Source organism: Kribbella alba (genome assembly GCF_039529635.1).
In the GTDB taxonomy this organism is placed as follows: Bacteria; Actinomycetota; Actinomycetes; order Propionibacteriales; family Kribbellaceae; genus Kribbella; species Kribbella alba.
On record NZ_BAAANE010000005.1, the window covers coordinates 327,220 to 345,394 of the forward strand.

General features: G+C 68.0%; 16 protein-coding genes. 6 read left to right on the forward strand and 10 right to left on the reverse strand.

Going from position 1 to position 18,175, the window contains the following annotated elements:
• Nucleotides 1-2 precede the first annotated feature (2 nt).
• The 3 genes from treY to ABD210_RS16835 form a co-directional block, all read right to left on the reverse strand.
• Entirely contained in the window at nt 3-2,408 is a 2,406-nt protein-coding gene (gene treY / locus ABD210_RS16825) for a malto-oligosyltrehalose synthase (RefSeq protein ID WP_344112464.1), read from the reverse strand.
• Entirely contained in the window at nt 2,405-4,534 is a 2,130-nt protein-coding gene (glgX, locus tag ABD210_RS16830; protein ID WP_344112466.1) for a glycogen debranching protein GlgX, read from the reverse strand. Before glgX ends, treY begins: the two co-directional genes overlap by 4 nt.
• A gap of 108 nt (nt 4,535-4,642) precedes the next feature.
• Nucleotides 4,643-6,688, reverse strand: a complete 2,046-nt coding sequence (locus ABD210_RS16835) for a DUF1906 domain-containing protein (protein WP_344112467.1) — start codon at nt 6,686-6,688, stop codon at nt 4,643-4,645.
• 40 nt (nt 6,689-6,728) lie between these two features.
• Between ABD210_RS16835 and ABD210_RS16840 the strand changes: the two genes are divergently transcribed.
• Nucleotides 6,729-7,070: a M43 family zinc metalloprotease gene (locus tag ABD210_RS16840; protein WP_344112468.1), complete on the forward strand. Its 342-nt coding sequence runs from the start codon at nt 6,729-6,731 to the stop codon at nt 7,068-7,070.
• Nucleotides 7,071-7,117: 47 nt separating this feature from the next.
• Here ABD210_RS16840 and ABD210_RS16845 read toward each other — a convergent pair whose 3' ends face one another.
• The 4 genes from ABD210_RS16845 to ABD210_RS16860 all read right to left on the reverse strand — a co-directional run bounded on the left by ABD210_RS16845 (nt 7,118) and on the right by ABD210_RS16860 (nt 11,189).
• Nucleotides 7,118-8,791, reverse strand: a complete 1,674-nt coding sequence (locus ABD210_RS16845; protein ID WP_344112469.1) for an alpha-amylase family protein — start codon at nt 8,789-8,791, stop codon at nt 7,118-7,120.
• Nucleotides 8,788-9,756: a TIGR03885 family FMN-dependent LLM class oxidoreductase gene (locus tag ABD210_RS16850; RefSeq protein WP_344112470.1), complete on the reverse strand. Its 969-nt coding sequence runs from the start codon at nt 9,754-9,756 to the stop codon at nt 8,788-8,790. Before ABD210_RS16850 ends, ABD210_RS16845 begins: the two co-directional genes overlap by 4 nt.
• A gap of 320 nt (nt 9,757-10,076) precedes the next feature.
• Nucleotides 10,077-10,775, reverse strand: a complete 699-nt coding sequence (locus ABD210_RS16855) for a GAF and ANTAR domain-containing protein (RefSeq protein WP_344112471.1) — start codon at nt 10,773-10,775, stop codon at nt 10,077-10,079.
• Nucleotides 10,776-10,979: 204 nt separating this feature from the next.
• Nucleotides 10,980-11,189 (reverse strand): CDGSH iron-sulfur domain-containing protein, encoded by a 210-nt coding sequence (locus ABD210_RS16860; protein WP_344112473.1) that lies wholly within the window; start codon nt 11,187-11,189, stop codon nt 10,980-10,982.
• 77 nt (nt 11,190-11,266) lie between these two features.
• Between ABD210_RS16860 and ABD210_RS16865 the strand changes: the two genes are divergently transcribed.
• Both ABD210_RS16865 and ABD210_RS16870 read left to right on the forward strand, forming a co-directional pair.
• Nucleotides 11,267-12,244, forward strand: a complete 978-nt coding sequence (locus ABD210_RS16865) for an iron-containing redox enzyme family protein (RefSeq protein WP_344112474.1) — start codon at nt 11,267-11,269, stop codon at nt 12,242-12,244.
• Between the two features lie 50 nt (nt 12,245-12,294).
• Nucleotides 12,295-13,116 (forward strand): S1 family peptidase, encoded by an 822-nt coding sequence (locus tag ABD210_RS16870; RefSeq protein ID WP_344112475.1) that lies wholly within the window; start codon nt 12,295-12,297, stop codon nt 13,114-13,116.
• 118 nt (nt 13,117-13,234) lie between these two features.
• On the opposite strand, the gene ABD210_RS16875 is transcribed toward ABD210_RS16870, so the two are convergent.
• The gene (locus tag ABD210_RS16875) at nt 13,235-13,708 is read right to left on the reverse strand and encodes a hypothetical protein (protein ID WP_344112477.1); all 474 of its coding nucleotides are present in this window, start codon (nt 13,706-13,708) and stop codon (nt 13,235-13,237) included.
• Nucleotides 13,709-14,230: 522 nt separating this feature from the next.
• Between ABD210_RS16875 and ABD210_RS16880 the strand changes: the two genes are divergently transcribed.
• Nucleotides 14,231-14,455 carry a hypothetical protein gene (locus ABD210_RS16880; protein ID WP_344112478.1) on the forward strand — a complete coding sequence of 75 codons (225 nt, stop codon included), beginning with the start codon at nt 14,231-14,233 and terminating at the stop codon, nt 14,453-14,455.
• An 86-nt stretch (nt 14,456-14,541) separates the two neighbouring features.
• Here the strand turns inward: ABD210_RS16880 and ABD210_RS16885 are convergent, their stop codons facing one another.
• Entirely contained in the window at nt 14,542-15,123 is a 582-nt protein-coding gene (locus tag ABD210_RS16885; protein WP_344112479.1) for a mycothiol transferase, read from the reverse strand.
• Between the two features lie 161 nt (nt 15,124-15,284).
• On the opposite strand from ABD210_RS16885, the gene ABD210_RS16890 reads away from it, so the two are divergent.
• Complete coding sequence (locus tag ABD210_RS16890; protein WP_344112480.1) at nt 15,285-16,175, forward strand: TIGR03619 family F420-dependent LLM class oxidoreductase; 891 nt, start codon at nt 15,285-15,287, stop codon at nt 16,173-16,175.
• A gap of 53 nt (nt 16,176-16,228) precedes the next feature.
• Nucleotides 16,229-16,618, forward strand: coding sequence for a cupin domain-containing protein (locus tag ABD210_RS16895; RefSeq protein WP_344112481.1), 390 nt, complete (start codon nt 16,229-16,231; stop codon nt 16,616-16,618).
• Here ABD210_RS16895 and aceB read toward each other — a convergent pair.
• A complete protein-coding gene (gene aceB / locus ABD210_RS16900) occupies nt 16,600-18,171 on the reverse strand; it encodes a malate synthase A (protein WP_344112482.1) in 1,572 nt (523 codons plus the stop codon). The genes ABD210_RS16895 and aceB overlap by 19 nt on opposite strands.
• Nucleotides 18,172-18,175: the final 4 nt, after the last annotated feature.

Below are 18,175 nucleotides of genomic sequence, written 5' to 3' on the forward strand. Positions count from 1 at the left end.
AGTCAGCTCCTTGTCAGCAGGGCCACCGGGAGATCAGCCAGCAGCTCATTGATCCGAGCCGCTCCACTACCCACCGACCGCCCGGTCAACACGTCTTTCCAGTCGCCCTCGGGCAGGACGACAGTGCTCTCGCCCCAACCGCCCAGCCGATGCAACGCGACCGGAAGCCGGGTCGCGATCGTGACGACCTCGCCGCCGCGTGCGAACGCGACGGCATGCCCGCTGGAGGTCGGCAGCGGCGTGTAGCTCCCGGCGAAGGCCTCCGGATGCTGCCGGCGCAACCGCAGTGCCCGGGACGTCACCAGCAGCTTCTCGTCCGCCAAGCCGTCCGGGTGAGCACCGTCGTCCAGCCGGGCCAGCCGCTCGATCCGGCGTTTGTAGTCCACCGGTCGCCGGTTGTCCGGATCCACCAGCGACAGATCGACGAACTCGCTGCCCTGATAAACATCCGGCACACCCGGCATCGTCAGCTGGACGAGTTTCTGCCCGAGCGTCGCGGCCCTGACGAACTCCGCCTGCCCGTCGGCGAACCGGCGTACGGAATCGAGCACAGCCTTGTCAGCCAGTACTGCGGTCGCGAGCGAAGCGACGGCTTGTTCGTACTCCTCGACGGGAGACGTCCAGCTCGTGTGCCGCTTGGCCTCCCGGATCGCCTTCAGCAGGTACGCCTGCAGGCGGTCCTCGGCCAGGGGGCCGTTCTCCCAGGTGCCGAACAACGTCTGCCAGACCAAGTACTCCGTGCTGCCGTCGAGGGCGGCGTCGCAGTAGTCGACGGAGAGCTGCCGCCACGACCTGACGGCCTCAATCCAGGCCGCGGGCTGCTCCGACAGTACGGCGAGCCGGGCCCGGACATCCTCGGAGCGCTTGGTGTCGTGCGTGGACAACGTGGTCATCGTGCGCGGCCAGTGGTCGTTCAGCCTCGCGGCATACGCGTGGAACTCCTCGGGCGAGACGCCGAAATGCTCCGGATCGCCACCGACCTCGTTCAGCGAGCTCAACCGGAACCACCGGTAGAAGGCGGTGTCCTCGACGCCCTTGGCCATCACCGGCCCGCAGGTCTGCTGGAACCGCACGATCAGCTCGTGCCGCGCGTCCTCGTCGATCCTGCTCGCGGTGCCGGCTTCCCGCCCGAGCAGGAGATCCCGGACCAGCTCCAGCGTCTCCTGCAGCTCGTCGTCCAGGTTGCGCCGCGACAGCTCGGTCGCGTGTTCCATGGCCCGCACCGCGGTGGCATCAGGCTGCTCACCCGGTACTACGTACGCGCGGTACCGGTCGAAGTTCACCAGCAGCTCGACGACGACCTCGTGGAAGGCGCGGCGCGTGTGGTCGCGAAGGCGTACGTCGTCCTGGCAGATCCGGGCCAGGAGCTCCACCAGCCGGTGAACCTCGGCGTACTGCCCGTGCTGCACCACCTCCCGCTTGGCCTGCTCCACGACCGGGGCGAAGTCGGCGGGCTCGCCCGTGAGCTCCGAGTGGAAGGCGGACAGCGGTGCGGCCCCGGCCGGGTCCACGAAGAGTCCCCCGACTCGCAGCAGAGCGTCGTACCCGGTGGTGCCGGCACAGGGCCAGTCCCGCGGCAGCTCCTCGTCGCCCTCGAGGATCTTCTCCACCACGACCCACGCGCCACCCGTACGCTCGGCCAGCCGGCGCAGGTAGCCGCGCGGATCGGCAAGACCGTCCGGGTGGTCGATGCGGAAGCCGTTGAGCTTGCCCTCGTGCAGCAGCGCGAACAGCAGCTCGTGGGTGGCCTCGAAGACCGCCTGGTTCTCCACCCGGACAGCGGCCAGCGTGTCGACGTCGAAGAACCTCCGGTAGTTCAGCTCCTCGTCCGCGACCCGCCAGTGCGCCAGGCGATACCACTGCTCGGTCACCAGCTCGGCGATCGGCAGGTTCTCGGTGCCCGGCCGCAGCGGGAACTCGTGGTCGTAGTAGCGCAGCACATCACCGTCGACCGACAGCTCACCGTCGGCGAGCACCTTGCCGATCCGGTTACCGAGCACCGCCATCAGCAGCGGCTGGTTCCCCGACCCCCAGTCGACGTCGAACCACTCCGCATAGGGCGAGCCCGGCCCGTCCCGCAGTACCGACCACAGCGCGGTATTGAGCCGTGCGGGCGTCGGCACCGCGACATGATTCGGTACTACGTCCGCGATCGCGCCCATCCGGTGGTCCGCCAGCGTCGCGGCCAGCCGGTCGAACGCCGCTTGTCCCCCGGCGGCCTCGGACAATCTGCTGTGGTCGACCACGTCGTACCCGTGGGTGGAACCGGGCGCGGCCTGCAGGATCGGGGACAGGTAGACGTGTGAGATCCCGAGGCTGTGCAGGTACGACACGACCTCCGCGGCGTCGTCGAACCCGAATCCGGCGTGCACCTGCAGCCGGTAGGTGGCGTGCGGGACCGCTGTCATTCCGCCGCCTGGCGCGTCCGGGTCAGGACCAGAGTGCCGCGGGCCTCGATCTTGATCGTGCTGCCGGCCTTGTGCTGCTCGTCAGCGGCTCCGCCGGTCGCGGTGCCGGTGGCGGTGCTGGTGTCCACAACCACCTGCCAGGACTCGCCGTACTCCTTGGCGGGCAGCAGGAAGTCCGTCGGCTGGTGGTCGCTGTTCAGCAGGATCAGGAACGAGTCGTCCACCACCGGTTCACCGCGCGGATCCGGCTCGGAGATCGCGTCGCCGTTCAGGAACACCGCAACCGCGCGGGCGTCGTCCCGGCTCCAGTCGCCGTCCTGCATCTCGGTGCCCTCCGGGGTGAACCACACCAGGTCGCCCAGGCCGTCGACACCCGTGTCGCCGTGGAAGAACCTGCGCCGTCGCAGTACCGGGTGTTCATTGCGCAGTTTCACCAGGCGGCGGGTGAACTCCAGCAGTTCCTTCTGCGAGTCGGACAGGTTCCAGTTCACCCAGGAGAGTTCGTTGTCCTGGCAGTAGACGTTGTTGTTGCCCTTCTGCGTGCGGCCCAACTCGTCACCGTGCGCGAGCATCGGGACGCCCTGCGAGATCAGCAGGGTGGTCAGGAAGTTGCGCTGCTGGCGGGCCCGCAGCGTCAGCACGGCCGGGTCGTCGGTCTCACCCTCGACGCCGCAGTTCCACGAGCGGTTGTGACTCTCGCCGTCCTTGCCGCCCTCGCCGTTCGCGTCGTTGTGCTTGTCGTTGTACGAGACCAGGTCGCGCAGCGTGAAGCCGTCGTGCGCGGTGACGAAGTTGATACTTGCCAACGGCCGACGGCTGTCGTCCTGGTAGAGGTCGGACGAACCGGTCAGCCGGGAGGCGAACTCGGCCAGCGTGTACTTCTCGCCGCGCCAGAAATCCCGCACCGTGTCGCGGTACTTGCCGTTCCACTCGGTCCACAGGGGCGGGAAGTTCCCCACCTGGTAGCCGCCGTCGCCAACGTCCCACGGCTCGGCGATCAGTTTCACCTGGCTCACCACCGGGTCCTGCTGGACCAGGTCGAAGAACGCCGACAGCCTGTCAACCTCATGGAACTGGCGGGCCAGCGTGGCAGCCAGGTCGAAGCGGAACCCGTCGACGTGCATCTCGGTCACCCAGTAACGCAGGGAGTCCATGATCAGCTGCAGCACATGCGGGTGCCGCATCAGCAGGCTGTTCCCGGTGCCGGTGGTGTCGTAGTAGTGGGACTTGTCGGAGTCCACCAGCCGGTAGTACGCCGCGTTGTCGATGCCCTTGAACGACAGGGTCGGGCCGAACTCGTTGCCCTCGGCGGTGTGGTTGTAGACCACGTCGAGGATCACCTCGATGTCGGCCTCGTGCAGCGCCTGCACCATCGTCTTGAACTCGGTCACCTGCTGGCCGCGGGTGCCGTTGGCCGCGTACGCGTTGTGCGGGGCGAAGAAGCCGATCGTGTTGTAACCCCAGTAGTTGGTCAGCCCGCGCTCCTGCAGGTGACCGTCCTGGGCGAACTGGTGCACCGGCATCAGCTCGATCGCGGTCACCCCGAGCTCCTTGAGGTGCTCGATGATCGCCGGGTGGCCGATCCCGGCATACGTGCCGCGGATCTCCTCCGGCAGGCCCGGGTGGGTCTTGGTCAGACCCTTCACGTGCGCCTCGTAGATCACCGTCTCGTGGTACTTGTGGCCCGGCGGCCGGTCGTTGCCCCAGTCGAAGAACGGATTGGTGACCACCGACAGCATGGTGTGACCGCGGTTGTCCATCGTGTTCAGCTCGTCCGGCTTGGCGAACCGGTAACTGAACAGAGACTCGTCGGCGTCGACCTGTCCGTCGATCGCCTTCGCATACGGGTCCAGCAGCAGCTTGGAGGGGTTGCACCGCAGGCCGTTGGCCGGGTCGTACGGCCCGTGCACGCGGTATCCGTACCGCTGACCGGGCTGGACCGACGGCAGATACGCGTGCCAGACGAACCCGTCCACCTCGGTGAGCTGGACCAACTGCTCGGACCCGTCGTCGCCGATCAGTGCCAGGTCAACTTGTTCGGCAACCTCCGAGAACAGCGCGAAGTTCGTTCCGGAGCCGTCATACGTGGCTCCGAGGGGATAGGGACGACCAGGCCATTTCTGCACCTGACGACAGTAGCCACCCCTACCCCCAACCCAAGAACCGTGGCGTGTTTTCGTGCCCGAAGTTCACCTGCCCCGGGCCGTTCGAGGCGGCCCGGGGCGTGCGTTATGTCACTTGACGGTGACGGACTTCACTGCGCTGACGGTGGTGGCGTGGTCGGCGTCGGCCAGCCAGACGACGCGGTAGTTGAAGGTGCCGCGGGCCGTGGGCTTGATGCTGAAGGCGTAATTGCCGGTGGAGTTCAGCTTGGTCGTGCCCACGGTCGGCCAACTGGCGCCGGACTGGCGCTGCAGATAGACGGTCGTGCCGGGGTGCTGCGGCCGGAGGTAACCGTAGAACGCCGTGCTCGCGCCGAGGTTGATCGAGGCGACGGTGAGGCTCGCCGTGATCGTCGGCCGCACCTCGACCGTGGAGTAGGCGCTGCGCGACCCCAGCAGGCCGTCGGTCGACCCGTTGTAACCCCAGACATACACGGTGGAAACCGTCGGCTTCTGCACCGAGGCGACCGAGCCCGAGCCGCTCGAAGTGGTCCGGGCGACCTCGGTCCAGGTCGTGCCGTTCTTCGGCCGCGAGTAGAGGGACATCGGTACGCCGACCACCCCGGCCTTGGTGTCGACCCGGGTCACCCGGCTGTAGAGCGTCACCGAGCCCTGGTAGGCGATCGCCGAGGCACTGGCGGCAACGGTTGAGCCCGTGCCGGTCAGGAGCAGGTCGCTCGGAGGGCCGACCTTGCCGCTGCTGTCCTTCACCCAGGCCCGGAACGCGTAGCTGGTGGCATTCGCCAGGCCCGTGGCGGTCGTAGTACTGGCCGTCCCCGCGTAGACCGCGGTGCCGTTGTTCGGCAGGGCGGGCGGGGTGGTGCCGGTGTTGCGGCGGACGACGACCTGGCCGAGGGTGGTGCCGGACGGAACAGTCCAGCGGAGGGCTGCCGAGCCGGCCGCGCCGGTGGCGGTGAAGCTCGTGAGGGCCGCAGGCGGTGCGGTCAGGTCCACTGCGTTGCTGTCGATGTTGATCGTCACGCCACCGTACGTCTCGTCATGCCCGCCCACGTACTGGTGGACCCGCTGGTGGTTCGCCCAGTAAGTCGCGGGGATGTACTTGTTATCCGAGGTGTCGGTGACCGGCGGGGTGCTGTATCGGGCGAACCAGATGTTGTCCGGCCGGGTGTAGGTGGTGCCGTTGTAGACGCTGGACAGGTCGGCAGCGCCTGAGGCCGCACCAACGTAGGCGCCGCTGACGTAGCCGCGGCTGTTCAGCCCGACGGTCCAACCACTCAAGTAGGAGAGCACGGCAGCCTTGCAGACGCCGGCGGGAACCGTGGCGTTGGGCGAGGGGTAGGCCTCGATGTCGCTGTAGATCGCGCTGCGCTGGGCGAACCCGAGAGCCTGGGCCTGGGTGATCGCGTTGGCGGCGGCGGTCTGTCCCTGGTTCCGGGCCGTGGCCGGGTCGGTGGACATCCTGCTGGACAGGTTGCTGCAGGGCGCCTGCATGCCGACGTCGATCAGCAGGAACTGCCAACCCTTGGCCGCGTTCGCCGCAACCCAGCTCGAGGTCAGGTTCGGCTGACCGCAGCGGCGCAGGCCGCCGCTGATGTAGATGCCGATTGCCTTGTAGTTGGAGTTCGGGAAGAGCCAGGCATCCATGGCGGACTGGCTCGGTGCGGTGCACGCGTCGAAGGCCTGGCCGGTCAAGTTGCCGGTAGCAACGATCGAGGGGGTGACAGCTTCGGCTTGCGGCTGGGCGAGGCGGGCGGACTTCGACGTCACCTGGCCGGTGCTCAGCACCTTGCGGACCGACTGCTCGCCGCCAGGCGCGTAGTACGCGGTCGCCAGGACGCCGGCGTCCTGCACAGCGACCTGAACCTCGCCGTCGGTTGACTGCGCGGGCTTGTCGAGCGGCTCCAACACGAGACCCTCGCTGCGACCAACAAGATGCGCTGGGCAATCAGCTTGAGCTGTACTGCGCCCCAGGTAGACGGCAGGCCGGTCGAACCGGACACAAGCCGTCGGGTTCTTCGCCAGGTCCACCACCTGCCAGCTAGCAGGCACCGTCACCTGGTAGCCGCGGTACGAGACCGTCTGATCGCTGACGCCTTGAGCAGGCGTCACCCCAGTCGCAAGAACCAGAACAGGCAAAGCAAATTTCCACAACCTCACAGAAAGCTCCTCACAGCGGCTAGCAGGCCGACCGCGAGTATTGCAGAGGAGCTTCGGAAGTCGCCTGAGTATTGCTACTTATTGCAAGGGCCGCCCGCGGGAACACCGAAGGATTTCCCCGGCGACCCACGAGGCTGGCCACTGGTTCGGGCTCTACCACACCTTCCAGGGCGGCTGCGCGGCCCCCAACGACGAGGTCTCGGACACCCCGGCGCAGAGCAGCTCGACCAACGGCTGCCCCGAGGGCCGCGACTCGTGCTCGCTGCCCGGCCTGGACCCGATCCACAACTACATGGACTACTCCTACGACTCCTGCTACACCCAGTTCACCCCGGGCCAGAGCACCCGGATCAGCAACATGTGGACCGCTTACCGCGCCTGATCAACACCCGCGAACCGGCCCCGCTTCGTGCGGGGCCGGTTCCGTGCTCAGACGATGTAGCGATCGCCGGGATGGACTACTCGCAACCAGCAGCAGCCGTACGGGCCGATCGGGTGCCGCAGCGTGCCGTCGGTGTCGACCTCCGCGAGCTTGCCGGTCAGCAGATCGGCCACTCGGACGCCGACGCCACTGCCGGCCACAGCCAGCGTCACCTCGGCGGGCTCGGCGGAGAAGTTGTGCAGCGCGATCACCGAGCCGCTCTCGTACTCCGACCGGTGCGCGAACACCGTCGGCGACTCGTGCTCCAGGATCGTGCACGTCCCCCAGGACAGCTCGGGCGATTCCCGGTAGCGCTGGATCAGCAGCTTGATCCAGTTCAGCAACGAATCCGGGTCACGACGCTGAGCCGCGACATTCACGTGCTCCGGTCCCAGCTCGCCCTCGACCACCGGCCCGGCCAGCTGCTTCGGATCGGCCGTGGAGAACCCGCCGTTGGGCCCGTTCGTCCACTGCATCGGAGTCCGTACTGCGCTGCGCCCCTCCGCCGCGAGGTTCTCGCCCATGCCGATCTCCTCGCCGTAGAACAGCACCGGCGTACCGGGGAGCGAGAACAGCAGGCTGTAGACCATCTTGATCCGCGTCAGGTCGTTCCCGAGCATCGTCGGCAGCCGGCGGCGCAGCCCGCGACCGTAGAGTTGCATGTCCTTGTCCGGCCCGAAGGCGCTGAACACCTCCTGGCGCTCCTCGTCGGTGAGCTTGTCCAGGGTGAGCTCGTCGTGGTTGCGGACGAACGTCCCCCACTGCGCCTCCTCCGGCGGATCGGGCCGCTCCCGCAGGGCCTCGATCAGTTCCGCAGGGTTCTGCCGGGCCAGCGACAGGTACATCTTCTGCATGCCGATGAAGTCGAAGCACATCGTCAGTTCGTCGCCGTCCTCGTCACCGAAGAACTTGCGCGTGTCCGGGTAGGGCAGGTTGACCTCGCCGAGCAGGATGGCCCGGCCGGTCCGGCGGGTCAGGAAGGCCCGTAGATCCCTCAGGTAGTCGTGCGGGTCGGGCAGGTTCGCGGCATCCAGCGCGCCCGCGGTGTCGATCAGGAACGGCACCGCGTCGACGCGGAACCCGGAAAGCCCCATCTGCAGCCAGAAGCCGATCACCCGCATGATCTCCTCGCGGACTTCCGGGTGCGCGATGTCGAGATCCGGTTGGTACTTGTAGAACTGATGCAGGTAGTACTGCCCCGCCTGCTCGTCGTACTGCCACAGGCTTGTTTCCTGGTCCGGGAACACGACGCCCTTGTCCGCGTCCGGCGGCGGCTCGTCCCGCCAGACGTACCAGTCCCGGTACGGCGAGTCGCGCGACGACCGCGCGCTCTGGAACCACGGGTGCTGGTCGGACGTGTGGTTCACGACGAGGTCCGCGATCACCCGGATGCCCCGGTCCTGCGCCAGCGTGATCAGCTCGACCAGGTCGCCGTGCGAGCCCAGCCGTGAGTCCACCCCGTAGAAGTCGGTGATGTCGTAGCCGTCGTCACGGTCCGGCGTCGGGTAGAACGGCATCAGCCAAAGGCACGTCACCCCGAGCTCGGCCAGATGGTCGATCCGCTGCGACAACCCGCGGATGTCGCCGCGGCCGTCCCCGTCGGTGTCGAAGAAGGTCTCGATGTCCAGGCAGTAGATCACCGCGTTCTTCCACCACAGATCGGCGGTCTCGGTCAGCCTCACGGGCGGGTCACCTCCAGTTGGGGCAGTACTTTGTCGCCGAACACGTCGATGAATTCCGACTGCTCCTGCCCGACGTGATGCAGGTAGATCGCGTCGAACCCCAACCCGGCGTACCGGTCCAGCCACTCGGTATGGCGGGCCGGGTCCGCGGAGATCCGCACGGCCTGGTGCATCGCCTCGGGCGGCAAGTACTCCGCCGCCTGGTCGAACGCCTCGACCGTCTCCGTGTCCCAGCAGAAGGGCGGCGCGAACACGTTGGTCCGCCACTGTTCATGGGCGAGCTCCAGCGCCGTGTCCTCGTCGGCCGCATAGCTCAGATGCACCTGCAGGCACACCTTGCCGCGACCGCCGTTGTCCTTGTACGCCGAGATGATCCGGCGCAACCGGTCCTCCTCGGCCGCGACGGTGATCAGCCCGTCAGCCCAGCTCGCACACCATCCCGCGGTTTCCGGCGACACCGCGGCCCCGAGCAACGCGGGTGGTTCCGCAGGGCGCGTCCAGAGCCGGGCGCGATCGACCGTCACGAGGCCGTCGTGGCTCACTTCCTCGCCCTGCAAGAGTTTCCGGATCACCTCGACGGATTCGCCGAGTCTCTTGTTGCGCTTGTCTTTGCGCGGCCAGCCGCCACCGGTGATGTGCTCGTTGCTCGCCTCGCCGGTGCCGAGCGCGGCCCAGAACCGGCCCGGATACATCGACCCGAGGGTTCCGATCGCCTGCGCGATGATCGCCGGGTGATACCGCTGACCGGGCGCATTCACGACACCGAAGGACAACCCGGTCGCCTGCAGCGCGGCACCCAGCCAGGACCAGGCGAACCCGGACTCGCCCTGCCGACGGCTCCACGGGCTGAAGTGGTCCGAACACATCGCCGCCGTGAAGCCTGCTTGTTCGGCCCGCACCACCGCTGCCAGCAGGTCGGTGGGCGGGACCTGTTCATGCGAGGCATGGAAGCCGTAGACAGTCATACCTCCTCGTGCCCCCACCTGCTCGGCCCTACACGGGGATTCGCTGAAAACCGGCCGAACAGGCTCATTCGCCCCGCGCAAGACCCAAAACCGGGCTAGCCGGGCGCCTCTGCGCAGTTCCGTGTCCCCACGTGAAGCGAGCGGTTCGGGATCGCGGTCGCCCCCAACGGCGACCCCTGGTACACGATGTTCGCAGCCGACAAGATCGCCACCCTGCAGCAGTAGCCGTACCCGGTTCCTGCCGGCGGGGGACACGGATCACCCCGCCGGAGGGCAGCCTGATCGAGTCCCGGGAGTCACACCGGCACGCCGGCTGAAGGTCAGCGTTTGGCGGCTTCGTTGGCGGTGTCGACGAGGGTGGCGGCTACGGTGCGGAGTTTCTTGTTGGCGGACTGAGAGAGGCGAACGAGGAAGGCGAAGGCTCGGTCCGAGTCGAGCTGGTAGCGCTCCATCACGATGCCGACCGCCTGGCCGATCAGGTTGCGGGTGGTCAGTGCCTCGGTGAGGGTCTGCTCCTGCTTGGCCCAGCCCATCGCCACCGCGATCTGCCCGGCGAACATGCTGCCCAGGTGGATCGAGTCCTGGTCGAGCCCGTACGGCCCGTCGGCGTACAGGTTGAGCGCCCCACGCACATGGGGCTCCGCCCTGAACTGGAACGCCACCTGCGAACCGAACCCGAGCGCAGCCGCCTTCGGCCCGAAATCGGGCCAGCGTGGGTCCGAGGCGAGGTCGTTGACGATGACGACGGATTCCTCGATCGCGGCGTCCAGGCAGGGTCCCTCGTGCAGCTCGTACTGCAGGTGGTCGGCCCGCGCGACCCTCGGACCGGTCGGCGCGAGGGTCTGGATCTCGCCACCCCTGGTGGTGATCGAGATGCTCGCCTCCAGGATGCCCGGGATCGTCTCGGCGGCGCTGCGAGTGATCAGCTCGAGCGTCTCCTCGACCTTCGTCGGTTCTTGCATCGACGCGACCACGTCGGCCATCGCGTCCGCGACATCGCTCAGCGGTGTGGGTTGCATCGGGCACCTCCTAGTGGAGCGCCGATCCCCCGAACGTCGGCCTTCCCCCAGTCTGCACCAAGTTCGCCCCAGTGCCGTTCCCCGTAGCGCCGCGGGAATGAGGCAGCCCCGGCGCTGTCAGTCTCAACGCCGGGGCCTAGAGTTTGCGAGCCCTCGAGAACTCGCATCTCCTGCCGTGTCGGTGCCCTTACTCAACGAATCCAATCACCCGTTTCGGGCGACCCGACCACGGCGGACCAGGACGTGACTTCCGTCGCAGAATGGCTTCAGTGCCGACTTGTCGCATCGGCAGAGGGCAATCGTGTCGCGGCGCGCGTCGATCGGATCGCCGTTCTCGTCCTGCAGCTGAAAGTCACCGCGCACCAGCAACGGGCCGTCCTCGTACGCGCGGATCACGGTCTGATCTTCACTCATGCTTACCCGGTACCCAACCCGAAAAACAAGCGTTTTGGTTCGGGTACCGGACGGCCGAACCGAAGGAGACACAGACGATGCAGCTGCCACCCCCTCGCGGCCCCCTGAGCGCCTGGCTGATCGGCCGGCTCGAAGGCCGCGGCAGCCCAATGCCGAGCTCGATCACGGTGGACCGGACATCGCCGTGGGCGGACGAAGATCTTCAGCTCGCCCTGTGGTGCTGCTACGAACTGCACTACCGCGGCTTCGACGGCGTCACGCCGGACGCCGAGTGGGACCCGGAGATCCTGGCGTTCCGCGCCCGGCTCGAGAAACCCTGGTCCGAGTGGCTGACGAGCAGCTTCCAGCCCGTCGTGACCGACGACCCTGTCTCGCGACAGCTTCGCGAGTTGATCGACACGGACGACGGACCACCGCTTGCGGCGCACCTGCATCGGCATGCCGACCTCGACCAGTTCCGCGAGTTCGTCCGGAACCGCTCGATCTACCAGCTCAAGGAGGCCGACCCGCACAGCTTCGGCATCCCCCGCCTCGACGGGCCGGCGAAGGCAGCGCTGGTCGAGATCCAGGCCGACGAGTACGGCGGCGGCCGCCCCGAAAGGATGCACGCCGAACTGTTCCGTACGACGATGCGCTGGCTCGGGCTGGACGACACCTACGGCCACTACGTCCCCGACGTACCGGCGGTGACCCTGGCGATCTCCAATCTGATGTCGTACTTCGCGGTCCACCGCCGCTGGGTCGGCGCACTCGTCGGTCATCTCGCGGCCCTCGAGATGACCTCGACGCTGCCCAACCGCCGGTACGCCGCGGGCGCGGCTCGCCTGGGCGCGTCCGAGGCCCAGGCCCGCTACTTCACCGAACATGTCGAGGCGGACGCGGTCCACGAACAGATTGCCGCGCACGATCTCTGTGACGGCTACGCCGCGCAACACCCCGAGGCGGCCGGCGACATCCTCTTCGGAGCCGCCTGCTCCCTGGGCCTCGACAACCTCTTCGCCCGGGACCTCCTGGCACGCTGGACCGCCACCACCTCGCAACAAGTTGCCAGCTAGGGCCCATCACCTACCGCGTTCGATCGAGCACGTGGAGTAGGTTCTCTGGCATGTTCAAGCGTGCTGCTCTTGTTGCGGGAATTCTGCTGGTCGCCTCGTCCGGGGCAGTGTCGGCGGCGGTGGACCAGCCGGCCGGCGATGGCGTCGAGCCGGGTCACGGCAGCGGTCGCGGGATGATCGTCGGTGGCACGTTGGCGAGCACCTCCGAGGCGCCGTGGGCGATCGCCCTGACCACTTCGGACTCGCCGCAGCTGAGCCACCGGTGGTGCGGCGGCGTCCTGGTCCGGGCGAACAAGGTCATCACCGCCGCGCACTGCATGAGCAAGTCGGTCGGCACCTACACGGCGATCCAGGGCCGGACCGACCTGCTCGACGACAGCACCGGCCGGACCTCCGCGATCAGGAGCGTCTGGATCCACCCCGGCTACAGCCGGGCGAACAACCACAACGACTTCGCCATTCTCACCCTGGCCCGGCCGCTCACCGGCGTACCGGTGATCCGGCTGGAGACCAACCCGAAGGCCGACCGCAAGGGCGCAGTACCGACCGTCTACGGCTGGGGCCAAACCCAGAACACCGGTCCGGACGACACCCTGCAGAAGCTCGCGGCGCCCGATCTCGGCGACGCCACCTGCCTGGCGAACAAGGAGTACGTCGACAACGGGTACGCGGCGAGCATGAACGTCTGCGCGGGCTACCTCGACGGCACGGGCGACGCCTGCCAGGGTGACTCGGGCGGCCCCCTGGTCCTCAACGGCCGACTGCTCGCCACGGTCTCCTGGGGCAAGGGCTGTGCCGACCGCAACTACCCCGGCGTCTACGCCGAGATCGCCCCCAACGCCAAAACCCTGCAGGCCCAGATCAACAAGTAGCGCACGACCCGTCCGCTGATCCCTCTGCATCAGAAGTGAACCCGCGACGGAGGACTTCCTGGCTGCCTGAGCACTTCGGCGGTGGGGTCAGCCGAGCGCTTCCACGCGATAGTGCCCGTCATCCTCGACCAACAGGATCCCGTCGCCCTTGCCCATCGGGGGGGACGACCTCGCCCGTGAGCCCGAGTACGGCGGCCTCGTTCGTCGGGCTGTGACCCACCACGAGCGCCCGGCCCCCATCCGGCAGCCCGTCCGCGATCCCGCGCAAAGTGAGACCGAGCAGCCACGACTCCCGCTCGACGAACTCCGGGTCGACGGCCCGGATCGCCTCCACGTCCGCGCCCTTTCCCGCTGCCTTGGCCGCATCCCGCCACCGATCCTCAACAGCAGACCGCAGCCCGGCCGCTTCCTGGATCGGCGTTTCCTCCTGACCAGCGGCCCGCCGGAGAATTCCCAGCATCTCGGTCGACCGCTCCGCACCGGACGAAACGAACGCCGAGTACGGCGGCTGCAACTCCTGGCCAATCGCCTCAGCATCCGCCACACCCTGCTGCGTCAGGCGCTCCCCGTCGTTGTCAGTGTGCCGCCGCAACTCGACGTACTGGTCGCGAGTAGGCGTACGTACGCTCGGCTGGAGGCAATCAGCCGCGGTTGATCGCCTTGGCGCTCCGGGGCTCACGAACCCCGCCGAAACCACGCCGCCAGTGATCAGCACCGGACTCGGTGGTGCGCAGCGGTCACGAAGCGGTGACCTTGAACACCAAACAGGGGCCGCGGACACGAAATAACGTGTTCAAGGCCCCGACTACCTGTCCCAGGTCCCCACTCTTGGTCAGGGCCGCACCCACCCAGCCCTCCGCGGCCCCCTTGCCGAGAGGCATCATCACGAACTACGGCTGTCGTACTAGCGCGGCCCCTCCTGGGTCGTCTGATTCACGCTATCGACCGCGTTACGGCGCGATCGTCGCCTCCCCGCGACTCCTGTCGACGCTGTTGGGGCGTGGACACACAATCACGCACCCTGAATTGTCGAGACGCCTGCAGAGACCGCGTTGAGGGATCGCGGCTGGGTTGGGGGATGGCGGCCGGTGGGGGTGGGACCTAGGCTGCCGGGATGGCGGGCATCGTGTTGCGGGTTCGGCTTACTAGCGGCGATCACATCGATGTCACGTACGAGGAGCCCGACGTCCTCGGTGATGATGAGGTCGTCGAGCATGCTGTCGCGGCGCTTGCTGACAACACCGGCACGCTTCGATGCAAGCACGGTGATCGGCTCATGGTGCTGTATGCGCGGGGCGTTGCCGCAGTGGAGATCGCACCACGAGGCGCCGTCCTCTGACCACCACGCGGGGGGCGAGACCAGCCTGAGCTGGGTCCACCTGAGCCCGATGGGCAGGTGAGTCGACCCTCAGTCGTGCCGTCGCGTCAGCGCACGGCCGGAAGGTCCGATCGGGCGTGCCAGCCGGCCGGCGGGTCTTCGCCGATGCGGCCGTCGACGGCTTCGCGAAGCAGGTCGGCGTGGCCGGTGTGGCGGCCGTACTCCTCGATCAGGTCGCAGACGAGGCGGCGCAGGCTGGCGTGGCGACCTTCGGCGTCGGAGACGTGGACGAGCTGGTCGAGTCCGCCGTCGGCCAGGGCCGCGTCGAGCCTTGCCCGGGAACGTTCGACGGCACCGTCCCACAGGGCGTACAGCTGGTCGGGGGTGTCGGTGGCGGCGGAGGTGAATTCCCAGTCGTTGCTGCCGTCCCAGCCGGTCGCGTCCCACGGGGCGCCCATCGGCGCGCCGCTCAGCTTGGCGGTGGTGGTGTAGTCCTCCACCGAGGCTAGATGTTTGAGCAGGCCGCCGAGGGTGAGCGAGGACGCGCCGATACGCGTCTGCAGCCCGGCCGCATCCAGGTCGTCGGCCTTCCAGCGGAAGGTCGCGCGCAGGCGGTCGAGCGCACCGACGAGGTGTTCGGCCTCGCTGCCGGCGAGGGGCGGTTCCCAGGGGGTGTCATTGGTGGTCATGCCGACACCGTAGAGCTCATTCCGGACGTTCTGCTTCCGGAGGGCCTCATGACCTCCGCGGTTCGCAGCAGCAGCGGCTGGCCGTTGACAGTGTTTCCGGCGCGCCGCAGGCTGCAACCAACGCCTGCCGGCTCTGCCCGGCGTGGCGTGAGGGAGGCGGTATGCGGTACGGGATCTACCTGCCGAATCAGGGTGCGTTCGCCGACGTGGCCGTGCTGGTGGAGCTGGCGCGGTCGGCCGAAGACGCCGGGTGGGACGGGTTCTTCATCTGGGACGAATTGCTGCCGCTCTACAAACACAACGAAGCGGTCCGCGCCAAGCTCGGCGACTCCGACGACGCGGCCGACGCGCTCGTGGCGCTGACCGCGGTAGCGATGGCGACCCGGCGGATCCGGTTCGGCACTCTCGTCACCGCCGTGGCCCGGTTGCGACCGGAGGCGTACGCCCGCCAGACGGCGACCCTCGACCGACTGTCGGGCGGCCGGCTCGTGCTCGGCGTCGGCCTGGGCCACCCGGACGACCAGTTCACGGCGTTCGGGATCCACGCGGACCTGCGGACCAGGGCTGCCGTGGTCGACGAGTTCCTCGACCTGGTGAACCGCCTGTGGAGCGGTGAATCGGTGGATTTCGACGGCAACTACTACACCTGTCACGGCGTCTTGATGGCGCCGACGCCGGCCCAGCGTCCACGGATCCCGATCTGGGTCGGCGCCGGCGGGTCATACCGGGCACCCCGTCGGCGGGCGGCCCGCTGGGACGGTTTCGCCCCGGCCAGCGAGCAGTGGCCGCTCGGGGTGATCCCGCCCGAGACGTATGCCGAGATCGCCGCCGACCTCCGAGCCGCCCGGACTTCAGACGCGCCGTACGACGTCGTCGTGATCGGCAACGCGGAGGCGACCGAACCCACACCGGCAGCGCTCCCCGACTACGAGCGCGCCGGCGTCACCTGGCTCCTCACCCAGGCCCTCACCGTCGACGACGCCCACGACCGTATCCGTCGCGGGCCCCCGGACGCCGCCGACACCTGGCCCAGCACATCTCCGGGCATCTGACGGAGCACGGGGACCAGGTAGCGATTGCAGCAGTGGCAGCGCAGACTGCTGCAATGAGCGACCCCATTCGCGTGATCAGGAAGAGCGAGCTGATGGCGGCCGACCCGACCCCCGGCATGCTCCGGAAGCGAGCGTTCGAGCTCCCGACCCTGTGGGCCGGGCGGGTCGAGACAGCACCGGGCGCCGTGTCCGGCTGGCATCATCACGACCTCAACGAGTCGTGTCTGTACATCGTTTCGGGCGTACTGCGGTTGGAGTTCGAGGACTTCGCGGATTACCTGGATGCCACCGCGGGTGACTTCGTCCACGTTCCGGCGTTCACCGTGCACCGCGAGAGCAATCCCACCGACGAGATCTCGGTGGCCGTGATCGCTCGCGCGGGTGGCGGCATCCCGACCGTGAACGTGGACGCGCCGGCGGATCGTCAGGGCATGCGTTCGTAGGCCGGGATGGTGAGGAAGTCGATGTAGTCGTCGGCATTCGCCACTTCGAGGAAGGTCTCCCGGGCGGCGGCGTAGTGGGCCGGGCCGCCGTCCAGCTTGGCGATCTCCTCGTCGGCGATGCGGGTGACGAGGTCGGCGCTGACCGTTTCGCCGGTGTCGAGCACGACGTTGTTGTGCCGCCATTGCCAGATCTGGGAGCGCGAGATCTCGGCGGTGGCGGCATCTTCCATCAGGTTGAAGATGCCGACCGCGCCGGTTCCTTCGAGCCAGGCCGCGAGGTACTGGATGGCCACGCTCACGTTGTTCCGCAGGCCGGCCTCCGTCACCTCGCCCGGGGTCGACGCGACATCGAGCAGCTGCTCAGCCGTCACGTTGACATCCTCGCGCAGCTTGTCCAGCTGGTTCGGACTAGAGCCGAGGACCTCGTCGAAGACGGTCTTGCAGGTGTCGACCATGCCCGGATGCGCGACCCACGAGCCGTCGAACCCGTCGCCGGCCTCACGCTTCTTGTCCGCCTCCACCTTGGCGAACGCCTGCTCGTTGACCGCGGGATCCTTGCTCGGGATGAAGGCCGCCATCCCGCCGATCGCGTGTGCGCCGCGCTTGTGACACGTGCGGACCAGCAACTCGGTGTACGCCCGCATGAACGGCACGGTCATCGTCACCGAGTTCCGGTCCGGCAGCTGGAAGTCCGTACCGCGGGTCCGATAGGTCTTGATCACGCTGAACATGAAGTCCCAGCGACCCGCGTTCAGCCCGGCCGAGTGCTCGCGCAGCTCGTAGAGGATCTCCTCCATCTCGAACGCCGCCGGGAACGTCTCGATCAGCACGGTCGCCCGGATCGTGCCGCGCGGGATCCCGAGGAACTCCTGCGCCGCGACGAACACGTCGTTCCACAACCGCGCCTCGAGGTGCGACTCCATCTTGGGCAGGTAGAAGTACGGCCCTTGGCCGCGGTCGAGTTGCAGCTGCCCACTGGTCGCGAGGTAGAGCGCGAAGTCGACCAACGAGCCCGACGTCCGTTCACCGTCGACCAGGATGTGCTTCTCGGGCAGGTGCCAGCCACGCGGCCGGACCACGATCGTGGCCAGCTCCTCGTCGGGCTTCAATTCATAGGCCTTGCCGGCCTCCGAGCTGAAGTCGATCTTCCGGGTGATCGCGTCGAGCAGGTTGAGCTGGCCGCCGACCACGTTCTCCCACAGCGGGGTGTTCGCGTCCTCGTGGTCGGCCAGCCAGACCTTCGCGCCCGAGTTGAGCGCGTTGATCGTCATCTTCCGGTCGGTCGGCCCGGTGATCTCGACCCTGCGATCCACCAGCCCGGGCGCCGGCTCGGCCACCCGCCAGTCAGGGTCTTCACGGACTGCCTTGGTCTCCGGCAGGAACCCGAGAGAGCTGCCCGCCACGATCTCCTCCACCCGGGCCCGGCGGCGGTCGAGCAACTCCAGCCGCCGCCCGTTGAACTCGCGATGCAGCCGCCCGATCAACTCCAGCGCCTGCGGCGTCAACACCTCGTCGTACCGCTCACCCATCGGTCCGGTGACCTCGACTGACACAGCC